This is a genomic window from Pseudomonas sp. Ost2, from assembly GCF_018326065.1.
GTDB lineage: Bacteria > Pseudomonadota > Gammaproteobacteria > Pseudomonadales > Pseudomonadaceae > Aquipseudomonas > Aquipseudomonas gingeri.
This window is the reverse complement of record NZ_AP021904.1, coordinates 2,446,175-2,462,252: the sequence shown is the minus strand read 5'-3', so window position 1 is coordinate 2,462,252 and position 16,078 is coordinate 2,446,175. Positions and strand designations below refer to the sequence as shown.

Genomic DNA, 16,078 nt, shown 5'->3' with positions numbered 1-16,078 from the left:
AATGTAGCCGAGACTTTCCGCCCAGAAGCCGGGCTGTTACCGCAGTCCGACCGCTTGACGCTCGACTGATGCAACCCAACATCACCGCGAAGAAACCTCGATATTCGGCTCATGGACGACTTTGAACGAACGCGCTTATCCGGCGCATCTCGAGTTTCTGCGCATGCTTTAGCAAAGAAGAGAGTTAATCCGAATATGCCCACCCGCTCGAAGATCATCTACACCTTCACCGACGAAGCTCCCGCCCTCGCCACCTATTCACTGTTGCCTATCGTAGAGGCCTTTACCGCTTCGGCTGATATCGCCGTGGAAACCCGCGATATCTCGCTGGCCGGACGTATTCTTTCGAGCTTCCCTGAACAACTGGGCGCCAAGGCCGTGCCGGATCACCTCGCCGAGCTGGGCGAGCTGGCCATCACGCCAGAAGCCAACATCATCAAGCTGCCGAACATCAGCGCCTCGGTTCCACAACTGCAGGCTGCGATCAAGGAACTGCAAGCCCAGGGCTTCAACATCCCCGACTACCCGGAAACCGTGAGCACCGACGCCGAGAAAGACGCTCGCGCCCGCTACGACAAGGTCAAGGGCAGCGCCGTGAACCCGGTCCTGCGCGAAGGCAACTCCGACCGTCGCGCGCCACTGTCGGTCAAGAACTACGCCCGCAAGCACCCGCACAAGATGGGCGCCTGGGCCGCGGACTCCAAGTCCCACGTCGCGCACATGAGCAACGGCGACTTCTACGGCAGCGAAAAAGCCGCCCTGATCGATGCCGCCGGCAGCGTCAAGATCGAACTGATCGCCCAGGACGGCACCTCCAGCGTCCTGAAAGAGAAGACCAGCGTACAAGCCGGTGAGATCCTCGACTGCGCCGTGCTGAGCAAGAACGCCCTGCGCAGCTTCATCGCCGCCGAAATCGAAGACGCCAAGCAACAAGGCGTCCTGCTGTCGGTTCACCTGAAAGCCACCATGATGAAGGTCTCCGACCCGATCATGTTCGGCCAGATCGTTGCCGAGTTCTACAAGGACGCCCTGGCCAAGCACGCCGACGTCCTGGCCCAGATCGGCTTCAACCTGAACAACGGTATCGGCGACCTGTACGCCCGCATCAAGGCCCTGCCGGCCGAGCAGCAGGCACAGATCGAAGCGGACATCCAGGCGGTCTACGCCGTTCGTCCGGCGCTGGCCATGGTCAACTCCGACAAGGGCATCACCAACCTGCACGTGCCGAGCGACGTCATCGTCGACGCCTCGATGCCAGCCATGATCCGTGACTCCGGCAAGATGTGGGGCACCGACGGCCAACTGCACGACACCAAGGCCGTGATCCCGGATCGTTGCTACGCCACCATCTACCAGGCGGTGATCGAAGACTGCAAGCAGCACGGCGCCTTCGATCCGACCACCATGGGCAGCGTGCCGAACGTTGGCCTGATGGCGAAGAAAGCCGAAGAGTACGGCTCCCACGACAAGACCTTCCAGATCAAGGCCGACGGCGTGGTCCGGGTTTCCGACAACACCGGTCGCACCCTGCTGGAACAGGCCGTGGAAGCTGGCGACATCTTCCGCATGTGCCAGACCAAGGACGCGCCGATCCAGGACTGGGTCAAGCTGGCCGTCAACCGCGCCCGCGCAAGCAGCACCCCGGCGATCTTCTGGCTCGACCCGATGCGCGCCCACGACGGCGTGGTGATCGAGAAGGTCCAGACCTACCTGAAGGATCACGACACCAGCGGCCTGGACATCCAGATCATGTCGCCGGTCGACGCGATGAAGTTCACCCTGGCCCGCACCCGCGAAGGCAAGGACACCATCTCGGTGACCGGTAACGTCCTGCGCGACTACCTGACCGACCTGTTCCCGATCATGGAACTGGGCACCAGCGCGAAGATGCTGTCGATCGTTCCGCTGATGAATGGCGGCGGCCTGTTCGAAACCGGCGCCGGCGGTTCGGCCCCCAAGCACGTTCAGCAACTGGTGGAAGAGAACTTCCTGCGCTGGGACTCCCTGGGTGAATTCCTGGCCCTGGCCGCTTCCCTGGAACACCTGGGCGTGACCTACAACAACCCGAAAGCCCTGGTGCTGTCGAAGACCCTGGACCAGGCCACCGGCCTGTTCCTCGACAACAACAAGTCGCCATCGCGCAAAGTCGGCAACATCGACAACCGCGGCAGCCACTTCTACCTGGCGCTGTACTGGGCCCAGGCCCTGGCCGCCCAGAGCGAAGACACCGCGCTGCAAGGCCAGTTCACCCAGCTGGCCAAGACCCTGACCGAGAACGAGGCGACCATCGTTGCCGAACTCAACGCCGTGCAGGGCAAGCCAGTCGACATCGGCGGCTACTACCACGCCAGCGCCGAGCTGATCAGCAAGGCCATGCGTCCGAGCGCCACCCTCAACGCGGCAATCGCCGCGCTGGTGTAAGCGTTCAGGAAACATCACAAACCCCGGCCTGGTGCCGGGGTTTGTGTTTGCGGCCCGAGCATTCATCGATCCGCGAATACAAATCCTGTGGAAGCCGGCTCCTGCACGGGACCGCGCTCGCCTTATGATGGCCTCCCACCCAACGGAGCACTCCCTATGGAATGGCAACCCCATATCACCGTCGCCACCGTTGTCGAAGACAACGGGCGCTTCCTGCTCGTCGAAGAACTGCAAAACGGACGGGCGGTCTTCAACCAGCCGGCCGGTCACCTCGATCCCGACGAGAGCCTGAACGAGGCGGCTATCCGCGAAACCCTGGAAGAAACCGGTTGGGATGTCGAGCTGACCGGCGTCATCGGCATCTACCTGTACACCGCTCCCAGCAACGGCGTGACCTACCAGCGCGTGTGCTTTGCCGCCAAGCCACTGCGGCACCGCCCCGATTACCAACTGGACGACGGTATCATCGGCCCGCGCTGGCTGACCCGCGACGAATTGCTGGCCCTGCGCCCGCAGTGGCGCAGCGAGCTGATCATCCGCTGTATCGACGATTATCGGGCAGGCCCGCTGCACAGTCTCGAACTGATCCGCCCTTCTCTTTAGCCTTGCGGGCGCGGGCCTGTTAGAATCGCGTCCTTTTTCGAAGACACTCATTGAATCCCTATGCGTGATCCAGCTTCCCTCGCCCCAGAAAACCTGCGCGTCATTGTCGGCATGTCCGGCGGCGTGGACTCTTCCGTTTCCGCCGTCCTGCTGATGGAGCAGGGTTACCAGGTGGAAGGCCTGTTCATGAAGAACTGGGAGGAAGACGACGGAACGGAGTACTGCACCGCCATGGACGACCTGGCGGACGCCCAGGCCGTATGCGACAAGATCGGCATCAAGCTGCACACCGCCAACTTCGCCGCCGAGTACTGGGACAACGTGTTCGAGCACTTCCTGGCCGAATACAAGGCCGGCCGCACGCCGAACCCGGACATCCTCTGCAACCGCGAAATCAAGTTCAAGGCGTTCCTCGACTACGCCCTGATGCTCGGCGCCGACCTGATCGCCACCGGCCACTACGTGCGCCGCCGCGATATCGACGGGCGCACCGAACTGCTCAAGGGCCTGGACCCGAACAAGGACCAGAGCTACTTCCTGCACGCCGTCGGCGGCGAACAGATCGCCAAGACGCTGTTCCCGGTCGGCGAACTGGAAAAGCCCGCCGTGCGCGCGATTGCCGAGAAACATGGCCTGGCGACCGCCAAGAAAAAGGATTCCACCGGGATCTGCTTTATCGGCGAGCGGCGCTTCAGCGACTTCCTCAAGCAGTACCTGCCGGCCCAGCCCGGCGAGATCAAGACCACCGATGGTGAAGTCATCGGCCGTCACCATGGCCTGATGTACCACACCATCGGCCAACGCCAGGGCCTGGGCATCGGCGGCCTCAAGGACGCCGGCGACGAGCCGTGGTATGTGCTGGTCAAGGACCTGGAACACAACGAGCTGATCGTCGGCCAGGGTAACGAGCACCCGCTGCTGTTCTCCCGCGCCCTGCTCGCCTCCGAGATCTTCTGGGTCAACCCGGTCGACCTGAGCAGCCCGCGCAAGCTGACCGCCAAGGTCCGTTACCGCCAGGGCGACCAGCACTGCACCCTGGAAAAAACCGCCGGCGGCTATCGCGCGGTGTTCGAGGAGCCCCAGCGTGCCGTGACGCCGGGCCAGTCCGTGGTGTTCTACGACGGGGAAATCTGCCTGGGCGGCGGCGTGATCGAAGTCGCCGAGCCCTGGACCAGCGGAGCGCGCCCATGAGCCCGACCCAGGAGCAACTGACAGCACTGGGCGGTGTGTTTCTCGCGGCGGTTCTGGTAGACAAGATTGCCAAGACCGGCCAATCCAGCGAGGCCGGCCTGAGCTGCATGCTCGGCAGCCTGCTGATCCGCGACCCCAAGGACACCCTGGAAGTCTACGGTGGCGACGACATCAACCTGCGCGACGGTTACCGCGCGCTGATCGGCGCCCTCGAACGCGACCCGAGCGCCCTGCAGCGCGAACCGCTGCGCTACGCCCTGTCGATGCTCGGCCTGGAGCGCCAGCTGGCCAAGCGCGACGACATGCTGGAAATCATCGGCAAGCGCCTGCCGCAGATCCAGTCCCAGGTCGAACACTTCGGCCCGGCCCATGAAAACGTGGTGGCCGCCTGTGGCGCGCTGTACCAGGACACCCTGAGCACCCTGCGCCAGCGGATCCAGGTACACGGCGACATGCGCAACCTGCAACAGCCGAGCAACGCCTCGAAGATCCGCGCCCTGCTGCTGGCCGGTATCCGCTCGGCCCGCCTGTGGCGCCAGTTGGGTGGCCATCGCTGGCAGCTGGTGATCAGCCGGCGCAAGCTGCTCAAGGAACTCTATCCGTTGATGCGTAGCGCCTGAGGCCATCGACGGAGCTGTAAAAGCGCGATACGCCGGTCAGTTGGCAACGGACCGGCGGATTTTTTCATGTATGATACGCGCCCCATTTCGTTGCCCGACTGTCCGAGAACACCCCATGCAGCTTTCTTCGCTCACTGCGGTTTCCCCTGTTGACGGCCGCTACGCCGGCAAAACCCAGGCCCTGCGCCCTATTTTCAGCGAATACGGCCTGATCCGTGCTCGCGTCCTGGTGGAAGTGCGCTGGCTCCAGCGCCTGGCCGCCCACCCTGCGATCTCTGAAGTCCCGGCGTTTTCCGCCGAAGCCAACGCGGTATTGAATACCCTGGCCGAGAACTTCTCCCTGGAGCACGCCGAGCGCGTCAAAGAAATCGAGCGCACCACCAACCACGACGTCAAGGCGATCGAGTACCTGCTCAAGGAACAGGCCGCCAAGCTGCCTGAACTGGCCGCCGTCAGTGAATTCATCCACTTCGCCTGCACCAGCGAGGACATCAACAACCTGTCCCACGCCCTGATGCTGCGCGAAGGCCGTGACGACGTGCTGCTGCCGCTGATGCGCCAGATCGCCGAGGCCATCCGCGAACTGGCCCAGCGCTTCGCCGCCGTGCCGATGCTGTCGCGCACCCACGGCCAGCCGGCTTCGCCGACCACCCTGGGCAAGGAACTGGCGAACGTCGTCTACCGCCTGGAGCGCCAGATCGCCCAGGTTGCCGCCGTGCCGCTGCTGGGCAAGATCAACGGTGCCGTGGGCAACTACAACGCCCACCTGTCGGCCTACCCGCAGGTCGACTGGGAAGCCAACGCCCGCGCCTTCATCGAAGACGAACTGGGCCTGGGCTTCAACCCCTACACCACACAGATCGAACCGCACGACTACATCGCCGAGCTGTTCGATGCGATCGCGCGCTTCAACACCATCCTGATCGACTTCGACCGCGATATCTGGGGCTACATCTCCCTGGGCTACTTCAAGCAGCGCACCATCGCCGGCGAAATCGGTTCCTCGACCATGCCGCACAAGGTCAACCCGATCGACTTCGAAAACTCCGAAGGCAACCTCGGTATCGCCAACGCGCTGTTCCAGCACCTGGCCAGCAAGCTGCCGATCTCCCGCTGGCAGCGCGACCTGACCGACTCCACCGTGCTGCGCAACCTCGGCGTCGGCTTCGCCCACAGCGTCATCGCCTACGAAGCCAGCCTCAAGGGCATCGGCAAGCTGGAGCTGAACGAGCAGAAGATCGCCGCCGACCTGGACGCCTGCTGGGAAGTCCTGGCCGAGCCGATCCAGACCGTGATGCGCCGCTACAACATCGAAAACCCGTACGAAAAACTGAAAGAGTTGACTCGCGGCAAGGGCATCAGCCCTGAAGCGCTGCAGACTTTCATCGACGGGCTCGACATGCCTGCCGACGCCAAGGCCGAGCTGAAACAGCTGACCCCGGCCAACTACATCGGCAACGCCGTGGCCCAAGCCCAGCGCATCTGATCGTACGGCACCCGCTCTGAACGCCCGGCCGAGCCGGGCGTTTTTATTCCCGTATGGAAAACGCTTTTTTTCAATAGGTTACACATGAATCCTGATACTCCTCTTCAACTCCTGGGCGGCATCACTGCACGCGAATTCCTGCGCGACTACTGGCAGAAGAAACCGCTGCTGATCCGCCAGGCCATTCCTGACTTCGAAAGCCCGATCGACGCCGACGAACTGGCCGGCCTGGCCCTGGAAGAAGAAGTCGAATCGCGCCTGATCATCGAACACGGCGAACGCCCCTGGGAACTGCGCCGCGGCCCGTTCGCCGAAGACGCCTTCAGCCAGTTGCCGGAGCGTGAGTGGACCCTGCTGGTGCAGGCGGTCGACCAGTTCGTACCGGAAGTCGCCGAGCTGCTGGAAAACTTCCGCTTCCTGCCGAGCTGGCGCATCGACGATGTGATGATCAGCTTTGCCGCCCCGGGTGGCAGCGTCGGTCCGCACTTCGACAACTACGACGTATTCCTGCTCCAGGGCCACGGCAAGCGCCACTGGAAGATCGGCCAGATGTGCGATTCCGACAGCGCCCTGCTGGAACACGCCGACCTGCGCATCCTCGCCGACTTCCAGGAAACCGCCGAGTGGACCCTGGAGCCGGGCGACATGCTCTACCTGCCGCCGCGCCTGGCCCACTGCGGCGTCGCCGTGGATGACTGCCTGACCTACTCGGTAGGCTTCCGCGCCCCGAGCGCCGCTGAAGTGCTGACCCACTTCACCGACTTCCTCAGTCAGTTCCTGCCGGACGAAGATCGCTACACCGACGCCGACGCAAAGCCGGCCGCCGACCCGCACCAGATCCAGCACGACGCCCTCGACCGCCTGAAAAGCCTGCTGGCCGAACACATGAGCGACGAGCGCCTGCTGCTGACCTGGTTCGGCCAGTTCATGACCGAGCCGCGTTATCCGGAACTGGTGGTGGGCCCTGAACTCGAAGAAGAAGACCTGCTCGCCGGCCTGCAGGATGGCGCGGTGCTGATCCGCAACCCGAGCGCGCGCCTGGCCTGGTCGGAAGTCGATGACGACCTGCTGCTGTTCGCCAGCGGCCAGAGCCGCTACCTGCCGGGCAAGCTGCGCGAGCTGCTGAAAATGATCTGCGCGGCGGATGCCCTGCATGTCGACAACCTCGGCCACTGGCTGGACGATGAAGATGGACGCGGCCTGCTCTGCGAGCTGGTCAAACAAGGAAGCCTGGGATTTGCCGATGAATAGAATTCACGTACGTGTCGCGGACTGGCAAAAGGATAACGCCGAGATTCGGCGCATTCGTGAATCGGTCTTCATTGCCGAACAAGCCGTGCCGCCGGAACTCGAGTGGGACGCCGAAGACGCCAGCGCCGTGCATTTCCTGGCGTTCGAGGGCGACTTCCCGATCGGTACCGCGCGCCTGCTGCCCGACGGGCACATCGGGCGCGTCTCGGTCCTGCGCGACTGGCGCGGGTTGAAGGTCGGTGACGCACTGCTGCAGGCGACGATCGGCGAAGCCGAGAAACGCGGCCTCAAGCAACAGATGCTCAGCGCCCAGGTGCAGGCCACGGCGTTCTATGAACGGCATGGCTTCAGCATCGTCAGCGAGGAGTTTCTCGAAGCCGGGATTCCCCACGTCGACATGGTGCGCGGTTCCGCCTGAGACTCCCACCGATAACACTCTCCCCAAAAACGCCCCGTCTCCGGGGCGTTTTGCCGTGGGCGATTCAACTTGACCCACCAACAGCCGAGAAACTGTCAAACTCAATGCATTGCCCAGTCCAACGCGGAGATAACGGACATGTCCCTACGCACCCTCTTCAGCGGCCTGCTGCTGGCCTGTGCCTTCAGCGCCCAGGCAGCCACTGAAATCATCCCCCTGAACTACCGCACCAGCAGCGACCTGCTGCCTGTCGCCCAGAATTTCCTCGGCCAGGACGGCAAGGTCAGCGCCTATCAGAACCAGCTGATCGTCAACGCCGAGCCGGGCAAGATCAACGAACTGCGTGATTTCCTCGGCCAACTGGACAAGCCCGCCAAACGCCTGCTGATCAGCGTCGATACCAGCGAGAACAACGACCAGGGCGCCCAGGGCTACTCGATCAACGGCCAGGGCCAGACCCGCATCATCAGCCGCAGCACCGACAGCCGCGACGGCGGCATCCAGCAGGTTCAGGCCAGCGAAGGCACCCCGGCCCTGATCCAGGTGGGCCAGAGCGTGCCGCTGACCAGCAGTACCGGACAGCTCGACGCCTATGGCCGGCCACAGACCCAGACCCAGTATCGCAACGTCACCCAGGGGTTCTACGTCACCGCCAGCGTCACCGGAAACGTCGTGCACCTGGCCATCAGTACCAATCGTGACCGGATGAGCCAGGAGCGTCAGGATGTAGTGAACGTGCAAAGCACCGACACAACCGTCAGCGGACCGCTCGGCCAGTGGATCACCCTGGCGGGCGTCAACGGCCAGAGCCAGGCCGACCGCCAGGCGCTAACCCGCAGCTACTCTACCTCCAGCCGTAACGACATGACTTTGCGGGTGAAAGTCGACACCCTGGACTGAAGCCCCGAAAACTGACCGACGAGTCGTATTAGACCAAAGATGTAGTGCTTTGAAAAAAGCACTACAAAACGTTTGACGAGCCAAAAAACCGAAGGCATGATGGCCTCGCTCCCGCTAATCAGGGGCCCTGGCAAGGGCCTTCGGATCGCCGCTCTAACCTACCCACCTGAGCCGATTCGTGTCTGTACCGCCCACAAGGCGTGTTTGACGAGGTTGCGACTGGAACGAAGTTGTCCCGAGGGACGGAAGCGTAATAGGTAGAACGGCAAGAACTCCGAAGTCCGCACGAAGGCCCACGACGCCCCAATGCGCCCGAAGGATCGCCCTCGCCTCGCTCACTTTCCCCCTTGAGCCCATCGTTCAATCGTCGCCTTCCCCGCCAGACCGCACCTGAGCGCCTAAGCTTCTGGTCAGCGAGCAGCCGTCTGCACATGTCGTGCCTGCGGCGGAGCATGAATTTCCCACCCAAGAACGACTTTTTACAAAAGACGCGACGAGGTTTATCTCCATGGCACTGACACGCGAACAGCAAATTGCAGCCCTTGAAAAAGACTGGGCTGAAAACCCGCGCTGGAAAGGCGTGACACGCACTTACTCCGCCGCTGACGTGGTCCGCCTGCGTGGTTCGGTTCAACCCGAGCACACCCTGGCCCGCATGGGCGCCGAGAAGCTGTGGAACCTGGTCACCCAGGGCGCCAAGCCGTCCTTCCGTCCGGACAAGGACTTCGTCAACTGCATGGGCGCCCTGACCGGCGGCCAGGCCGTGCAACAAGTCAAGGCCGGTATCCAGGCGATCTACCTGTCGGGCTGGCAAGTGGCCGCGGACAACAACTCCGCCGAGTCGATGTACCCTGACCAGTCGCTGTACCCGGTGGACTCCGTACCGACCGTGGTCAAGCGCATCAACAACTCGTTCCGTCGCGCCGACCAGATCCAGTGGAAAGCCGGCAAGAACCCGGGCGACGATGGCTACATCGACTACTTCGCACCGATCGTGGCCGACGCCGAGGCCGGTTTCGGCGGTGTCCTGAACGCCTACGAGCTGATGAAGAGCATGATCGAGGCGGGCGCCGCCGGCGTACACTTCGAAGACCAGCTGGCCTCCGTGAAGAAATGCGGCCACATGGGCGGCAAGGTCCTGGTACCGACCCAGGAAGCCGTGCAGAAGCTGACTGCTGCCCGCCTGGCCGCTGACGTCGCCGGCGTACCGACCATCATCCTGGCCCGTACCGACGCCAACGCAGCCGACCTGCTGACCTCCGACTGCGACCCGTACGATCAGCCGTTCGTGACCGGTACCCGCACCCAGGAAGGCTTCTACAAGGTCCGTGCCGGCCTCGACCAGGCCATCGCTCGCGGCCTGGCCTACGCGCCGTACGCCGACCTGATCTGGTGCGAAACCGCCAAGCCGGACCTGGACGAGGCCCGTCGCTTCGCCGAAGCGATCAAGAAGGAATACCCGGACCAGATCCTGTCCTACAACTGCTCGCCTTCCTTCAACTGGAAGAAGAACCTGGACGACGCGACCATCGCCAAGTTCCAGCGCGAACTGTCGGCCATGGGCTACAAGCACCAGTTCATCACCCTGGCGGGTATCCACAACATGTGGCACAGCATGTTCAACCTGGCGCACGACTACGCCCGCAACGACATGACCGCCTACGTCAAGCTGCAGGAGCAGGAATTCGCCGACGCCGCCAAGGGCTACACCTTCGTGGCGCACCAGCAGGAAGTGGGCACCGGCTACTTCGACGACATGACCACCGTGATCCAGGGCGGATCGTCCTCGGTGACCGCGCTGACCGGCTCGACCGAAGAAGAGCAGTTCCACTGAGTGACCGAGCAAGCGGCCATTCCAGGCCTTGTAAAACCTAACTGGAATGCCTGAAAAACTGATGCCCCGACTGGTTCGGGGCATTTTTTTTGCGCAAGGTATTGATCCAGGGCAGCCCGTACACCGACAGAACTCGCTAAAACAGCCCTCCCCGCAACTTTCATCGGTCTACTATATAAGGCAACTGGAAACATCAGGGCCGCCGGTGACTGTTATCAAGACCGCCCTAAACGATATTAATTATCATTTAACAAACGCTTTGTTCATTACAGCCCGGATAAAACATAATTAACCAAAAGCCACCTAATGCCCGCAGCGTATGGCCTGCGGGCCCTCCAGAGGTCGTTATGTCCTTATTCCATTAAATAATTTCGCTATAGGAATTTTACTTGCCGGGTGTTTAGCCATAAAATCACCGGGATTGATCGCGCTGCGACATATCGTCACTGCTTTGTTTCTTTTTCAAGCTCAGAGACCCTTGCTCTCTGTTAAGGATTACCCGCATGACCGAAGCGACCGGACTCATGGCCCACAACTGGGGCTTTGCCATTTTCCTGCTCGGCGTCGTCGGCCTCTGTGCCTTCATGCTCGGTCTTTCCAGCCTTCTCGGGTCAAAAGCCTGGGGACGCAGCAAAAACGAACCGTTCGAGTCCGGCATGCTGCCTACCGGTAGCGCCCGCTTGCGGCTCTCAGCCAAATTCTATCTGGTCGCGATGCTGTTCGTGATCTTCGATATCGAAGCCCTCTTTCTCTTTGCATGGTCTGTGTCCGTCCGCGAAAGCGGCTGGACCGGATTCGTCGAAGCTCTCGTTTTCATAGCAATTCTGTTGGCAGGTCTTGTCTACCTTTACCGAGTGGGGGCGCTTGATTGGGCTCCGCAAGCTCGTCAGAAGCGGCAGGCGAAGCTGAAACAATGAGGCTTTGGCAATGCAATACAATCTCACCAGAATCGACCCGGACGCTCCTAACGAGCAGTATCCGATCGGCGAACGGGAAACCGTTTCCGATCCGTTAGAAGATCAAGTCCACAAGAACATTTTCATGGGCAAGCTGGAAGACGTGCTGAGCGGCGCGGTCAACTGGGGGCGCAAGAACTCCCTGTGGCCGTACAACTTCGGCCTGTCCTGCTGCTACGTGGAAATGACCACTGCCTTCACGGCACCCCACGATATCGCACGCTTCGGCGCCGAAGTTATCCGGGCATCACCACGCCAGGCCGACTTCATGGTTATTGCCGGGACCTGCTTCGTGAAGATGGCCCCGATCATCCAGCGCCTGTACGAGCAGATGCTCGAACCGAAGTGGGTGATTTCCATGGGTTCGTGTGCCAACTCCGGTGGCATGTACGACATCTACTCCGTCGTTCAGGGGGTGGACAAGTTCCTGCCCGTGGACGTCTACGTGCCTGGCTGCCCGCCCCGCCCCGAGGCTTTCCTGCAAGGCTTGATGCTCTTGCAAGAGTCGATTGGCCAGGAGCGTCGCCCACTTTCCTGGGTCGTCGGTGACCAAGGCGTGTATCGCGCCGAGATGCCGTCGCAAAAGGAACAGCGCCGCGAACAGCGTATTCAGGTAACCAACCTGCGCAGCCCCGACGAAGTCTGATCCAGTCCTGCTTCTTATAAAGAAACGAGTACCTGGCTTCATTCTTTACGTTGACCGAAAGCGATAAAAAACCATGACTACAGGCAGTGCTCTGTACATCCCGCCTTACAAGGCAGACGACCAGGATGTGGTCGTCGAACTGAACAACCGTTTTGGCCCCGAGGCGTTCACCGCCCAGGCCACCCGCACCGGCATGCCGGTACTGTGGGTAAGCCGTGCCAAACTCGTCGAAGTCCTGACCTTCCTGCGCAACCTGCCCAAGCCGTACGTCATGCTCTATGACCTGCACGGCGTGGACGAGCGTCTGCGCACCAAGCGTCAGGGCCTGCCGGCCGCCGATTTCAGCGTCTTCTATCACCTGCTCTCGATCGAGCGTAATAGTGACGTGATGATCAAGGTCGCCTTGTCCGAAAGCGACCTCAGCCTGCCGAGCGTCACCAGCATCTGGCCGAATGCCAACTGGAACGAACGTGAAGTCTGGGACATGTTCGGCATCGACTTCAAAGGTCACCCGCACCTGTCGCGCATCATGATGCCGCCGACCTGGGAAGGTCACCCGCTGCGCAAGGACTTCCCTGCCCGCGCGACCGAATTCGATCCGTACAGCCTGACCCTGGCCAAGCAGCAGCTTGAAGAAGAAGCCGCGCGCTTCCGTCCGGAAGACTGGGGCATGAAGCGGTCTGGCGCCAACGAGGACTACATGTTCCTCAACCTCGGCCCGAACCACCCTTCGGCCCACGGTGCCTTCCGTATCATCCTGCAGTTGGACGGTGAAGAGATCGTCGACTGCGTGCCGGACATCGGTTACCACCACCGTGGCGCCGAGAAGATGGCCGAGCGCCAGTCCTGGCACAGCTTCATCCCCTACACCGACCGTATCGACTACCTCGGCGGGGTGATGAACAACCTGCCGTACGTGCTCTCGGTCGAGAAACTGGCCGGGATCAAGGTGCCGGACCGCGTCGACACCATCCGCATCATGATGGCCGAGTTCTTCCGGATCACCAGCCACCTGCTGTTCCTGGGTACCTATATCCAGGACGTCGGCGCCATGACCCCGGTGTTCTTCACCTTCACCGACCGCCAGCGCGCCTACAAGGTGATCGAAGCCATCACCGGTTTCCGCCTGCACCCGGCCTGGTACCGCATCGGCGGTGTCGCCCACGACTTGCCGCGCGGCTGGGACAAGCTGGTCAAGGAGTTCGTCGACTGGCTGCCAAAACGCCTCGACGAGTACACCAAGGCCGCCCTGCAGAATAGTATCCTCAAGGGCCGGACCATCGGTGTCGCCGCCTACAACACCAAGGAAGCCCTGGAGTGGGGCGTCACCGGTGCCGGCCTGCGTTCCACCGGTTGCGATTTCGACCTGCGCAAGGCGCGTCCGTACTCCGGCTACGAGAACTTCGAGTTCGAAGTACCGCTGGCGGCCAACGGTGATGCCTACGATCGCTGCATGGTTCGCGTCGAAGAGATGCGCCAGAGCATCAAGATCATCGACCAGTGCATGCGCAACATGCCGGAAGGCCCGTACAAGGCGGATCACCCGCTGACCACGCCGCCGCCGAAAGAGCGCACGCTGCAGCACATCGAGACCCTGATCACGCACTTCCTGCAAGTTTCGTGGGGCCCGGTCATGCCGGCCAACGAATCCTTCCAGATGATCGAAGCGACCAAGGGCATCAACAGTTATTACCTGACGAGCGATGGCGGCACCATGAGCTACCGCACCCGGATTCGCACCCCAAGCTTCCCGCACCTGCAGCAGATCCCTTCGGTGATCCGCGGCAGCATGGTCGCGGACTTGATCGCGTACCTGGGTAGTATCGACTTCGTTATGGCCGACGTGGACCGCTAAGCATGAACAGCACGCTTATCCAGACAGACCGTTTCGCCCTCAGCGAAACCGAGCGCTCGGCCATCGAGCACGAGCTGCATCACTACGAAGACCCGCGCGCGGCGTCCATCGAAGCCCTGAAGATCGTCCAGAAGGAACGTGGCTGGGTGCCTGACGGCGCGCTCTACGCCATCGGCGAGATCCTCGGCATCCCGGCCAGCGACGTAGAGGGCGTAGCAACCTTCTACAGCCAGATCTTCCGCCAGCCGGTAGGTCGTCACATCATTCGCGTCTGCGACAGCATGGTCTGCTACATCGGCGGCCACGAGTCGGTGGTCAGCGAGATCCAGAGCAAGCTCGGCATCGGCCTGGGTCAGACCACCGCCGACGGCCGCTTCACCCTGCTGCCCGTCTGCTGCCTCGGCAACTGCGACAAGGCCCCGGCACTGATGATCGACGACGACACTTTCGGCGACGTCCAGCCAGCCGGCGTTGCCAAACTGCTGGAGGGCTACGTATGACCCTGACTTCCTTCGGCCCTGCCAACCGCATTGCGCGCTCGGCAGAAACCCATCCGCTGACCTGGCGCCTGCGCGACGACGCCGAGCCGGTGTGGCTCGACGAATACCAGGCGAAGGACGGCTATGCCGCCGCGCGCAAGGCCTTCGCCGACTTGTCCCAGGACGATATCGTCCAGACGGTCAAGGACGCCGGCCTCAAGGGTCGCGGCGGTGCGGGCTTCCCCACCGGCGTGAAATGGGGCCTGATGCCCAAAGACGAATCCATGAACATCCGCTACCTGCTGTGCAACGCGGATGAGATGGAGCCCAACACCTGGAAAGACCGCATGCTGATGGAGCAACTGCCCCATCTGCTGATCGAAGGCATGCTGATCAGTGCCCGTGCACTGAAGACCTACCGCGGCTACATCTTCCTGCGTGGCGAATACACCACCGCCGCCAGGCACCTCAACCGTGCCGTGGAAGAAGCCAAGGCCGCCGGCCTCCTGGGCAAGAACATCCTCGGCAGCGGCTTCGACTTCGAGCTGTTCGTCCACACCGGTGCCGGGCGCTACATCTGCGGTGAAGAAACCGCACTGATCAACTCCCTCGAAGGCCGTCGTGCCAACCCGCGCTCCAAGCCGCCCTTCCCCGCCGCCGTCGGCGTCTGGGGCAAGCCGACCTGCGTGAACAACGTCGAGACCCTGTGCAACGTACCGGCGATCATCGGCAACGGCACCGACTGGTACAAGTCCCTCGCCCGCGAAGGCAGCGAAGACCACGGCACCAAGCTGATGGGTTTCTCCGGCAAGGTGAAGAACCCGGGCCTGTGGGAACTGCCATTCGGCGTGACCGCCCGCGAGCTGTTCGAAGACTACGCCGGTGGCATGCGCGACGGCTTCAAGCTCAAGTGCTGGCAGCCTGGTGGCGCCGGTACCGGCTTCCTGCTGCCGGAGCACCTGGACGCCCAGATGTATGCCGGCGGCATCGCCAAGGTCGGCACCCGGATGGGGACGGGCCTGGCCATGGCGGTGGACGACAGCGTCAACATGGTTTCGCTGCTGCGCAACATGGAAGAGTTCTTCGCCCGTGAGTCGTGCGGTTTCTGCACCCCTTGCCGCGACGGCCTGCCATGGAGCGTCAAGCTCCTGCGCGCCATCGAGAAAGGCGAAGGCCAGGCCGGCGATATCGAGACCCTGCTGGGTCTGGTCGGCTTCCTCGGCCCAGGCAAGACCTTCTGTGCTCACGCACCGGGCGCCGTGGAGCCATTGGGCAGCGCAATCAAGTATTTCCGTCCGGAGTTCGAGGCTGGCATCGCACCTACCAGTGCGGCCATCCCGCCTCTGGCGCGGCCGATCGTAGTCGGCGCATAAGAACGTATCGAAGGGGGGGCGGTCCGTGCCGCCCTCTTCCTCGTC

The 16,078-nt window shown here is 62.4% G+C and carries 14 protein-coding genes; all 14 read left to right on the top strand.

Features of this window, described 5'->3' with window-relative positions:
- Positions 1-195 precede the first annotated feature (195 nt).
- Positions 196-2,421, top strand: a complete 2,226-nt coding sequence (locus KI243_RS10645; protein ID WP_177106773.1) for an NADP-dependent isocitrate dehydrogenase — start codon at positions 196-198, stop codon at positions 2,419-2,421.
- Between the two features lie 156 nt (positions 2,422-2,577).
- The gene (locus KI243_RS10640) at positions 2,578-3,024 is read left to right on the top strand and encodes an NUDIX hydrolase (RefSeq protein WP_017123845.1); all 447 of its coding nucleotides are present in this window, start codon (positions 2,578-2,580) and stop codon (positions 3,022-3,024) included.
- Between the two features lie 60 nt (positions 3,025-3,084).
- On the top strand, positions 3,085-4,215 hold the full coding sequence (mnmA, locus tag KI243_RS10635) for a tRNA 2-thiouridine(34) synthase MnmA (RefSeq protein ID WP_017123844.1): 1,131 nt from the start codon (positions 3,085-3,087) through the stop codon (positions 4,213-4,215).
- Entirely contained in the window at positions 4,212-4,835 is a 624-nt protein-coding gene (hflD, locus tag KI243_RS10630) for a high frequency lysogenization protein HflD (protein WP_017123843.1), read from the top strand. The genes mnmA and hflD overlap by 4 nt, the downstream gene beginning before the upstream one ends.
- 115 nt (positions 4,836-4,950) lie before the next feature.
- The gene (purB, locus tag KI243_RS10625; protein ID WP_017123842.1) at positions 4,951-6,321 is read left to right on the top strand and encodes an adenylosuccinate lyase; all 1,371 of its coding nucleotides are present in this window, start codon (positions 4,951-4,953) and stop codon (positions 6,319-6,321) included.
- Between the two features lie 84 nt (positions 6,322-6,405).
- Entirely contained in the window at positions 6,406-7,572 is a 1,167-nt protein-coding gene (locus KI243_RS10620) for a cupin domain-containing protein (protein ID WP_212810789.1), read from the top strand.
- The gene (locus KI243_RS10615) at positions 7,565-7,990 is read left to right on the top strand and encodes a GNAT family N-acetyltransferase (protein WP_177088252.1); all 426 of its coding nucleotides are present in this window, start codon (positions 7,565-7,567) and stop codon (positions 7,988-7,990) included. The genes KI243_RS10620 and KI243_RS10615 overlap by 8 nt, the downstream gene beginning before the upstream one ends.
- A gap of 138 nt (positions 7,991-8,128) precedes the next feature.
- Entirely contained in the window at positions 8,129-8,890 is a 762-nt protein-coding gene (locus tag KI243_RS10610) for a secretin N-terminal domain-containing protein (RefSeq protein ID WP_017123839.1), read from the top strand.
- A 508-nt stretch (positions 8,891-9,398) separates the two neighbouring features.
- A complete protein-coding gene (gene aceA / locus KI243_RS10605; RefSeq protein WP_017123838.1) occupies positions 9,399-10,724 on the top strand; it encodes an isocitrate lyase in 1,326 nt (441 codons plus the stop codon).
- Between the two features lie 503 nt (positions 10,725-11,227).
- A complete protein-coding gene (locus KI243_RS10600) occupies positions 11,228-11,641 on the top strand; it encodes an NADH-quinone oxidoreductase subunit A (RefSeq protein ID WP_010444610.1) in 414 nt (137 codons plus the stop codon).
- 10 nt (positions 11,642-11,651) lie between these two features.
- Entirely contained in the window at positions 11,652-12,326 is a 675-nt protein-coding gene (locus KI243_RS10595) for an NADH-quinone oxidoreductase subunit B (protein WP_017123836.1), read from the top strand.
- Positions 12,327-12,399: 73 nt separating this feature from the next.
- Positions 12,400-14,181, top strand: coding sequence for an NADH-quinone oxidoreductase subunit C/D (nuoC, locus tag KI243_RS10590; protein ID WP_017123835.1), 1,782 nt, complete (start codon positions 12,400-12,402; stop codon positions 14,179-14,181).
- 2 nt (positions 14,182-14,183) lie between these two features.
- Positions 14,184-14,681: an NADH-quinone oxidoreductase subunit NuoE gene (nuoE, locus tag KI243_RS10585; protein WP_007970445.1), complete on the top strand. Its 498-nt coding sequence runs from the start codon at positions 14,184-14,186 to the stop codon at positions 14,679-14,681.
- Positions 14,678-16,033 (top strand): NADH-quinone oxidoreductase subunit NuoF, encoded by a 1,356-nt coding sequence (gene nuoF, locus KI243_RS10580; RefSeq protein WP_017123834.1) that lies wholly within the window; start codon positions 14,678-14,680, stop codon positions 16,031-16,033. Before nuoE ends, nuoF begins: the two co-directional genes overlap by 4 nt.
- The last annotated feature ends 45 nt before the right edge of the window (positions 16,034-16,078 follow it).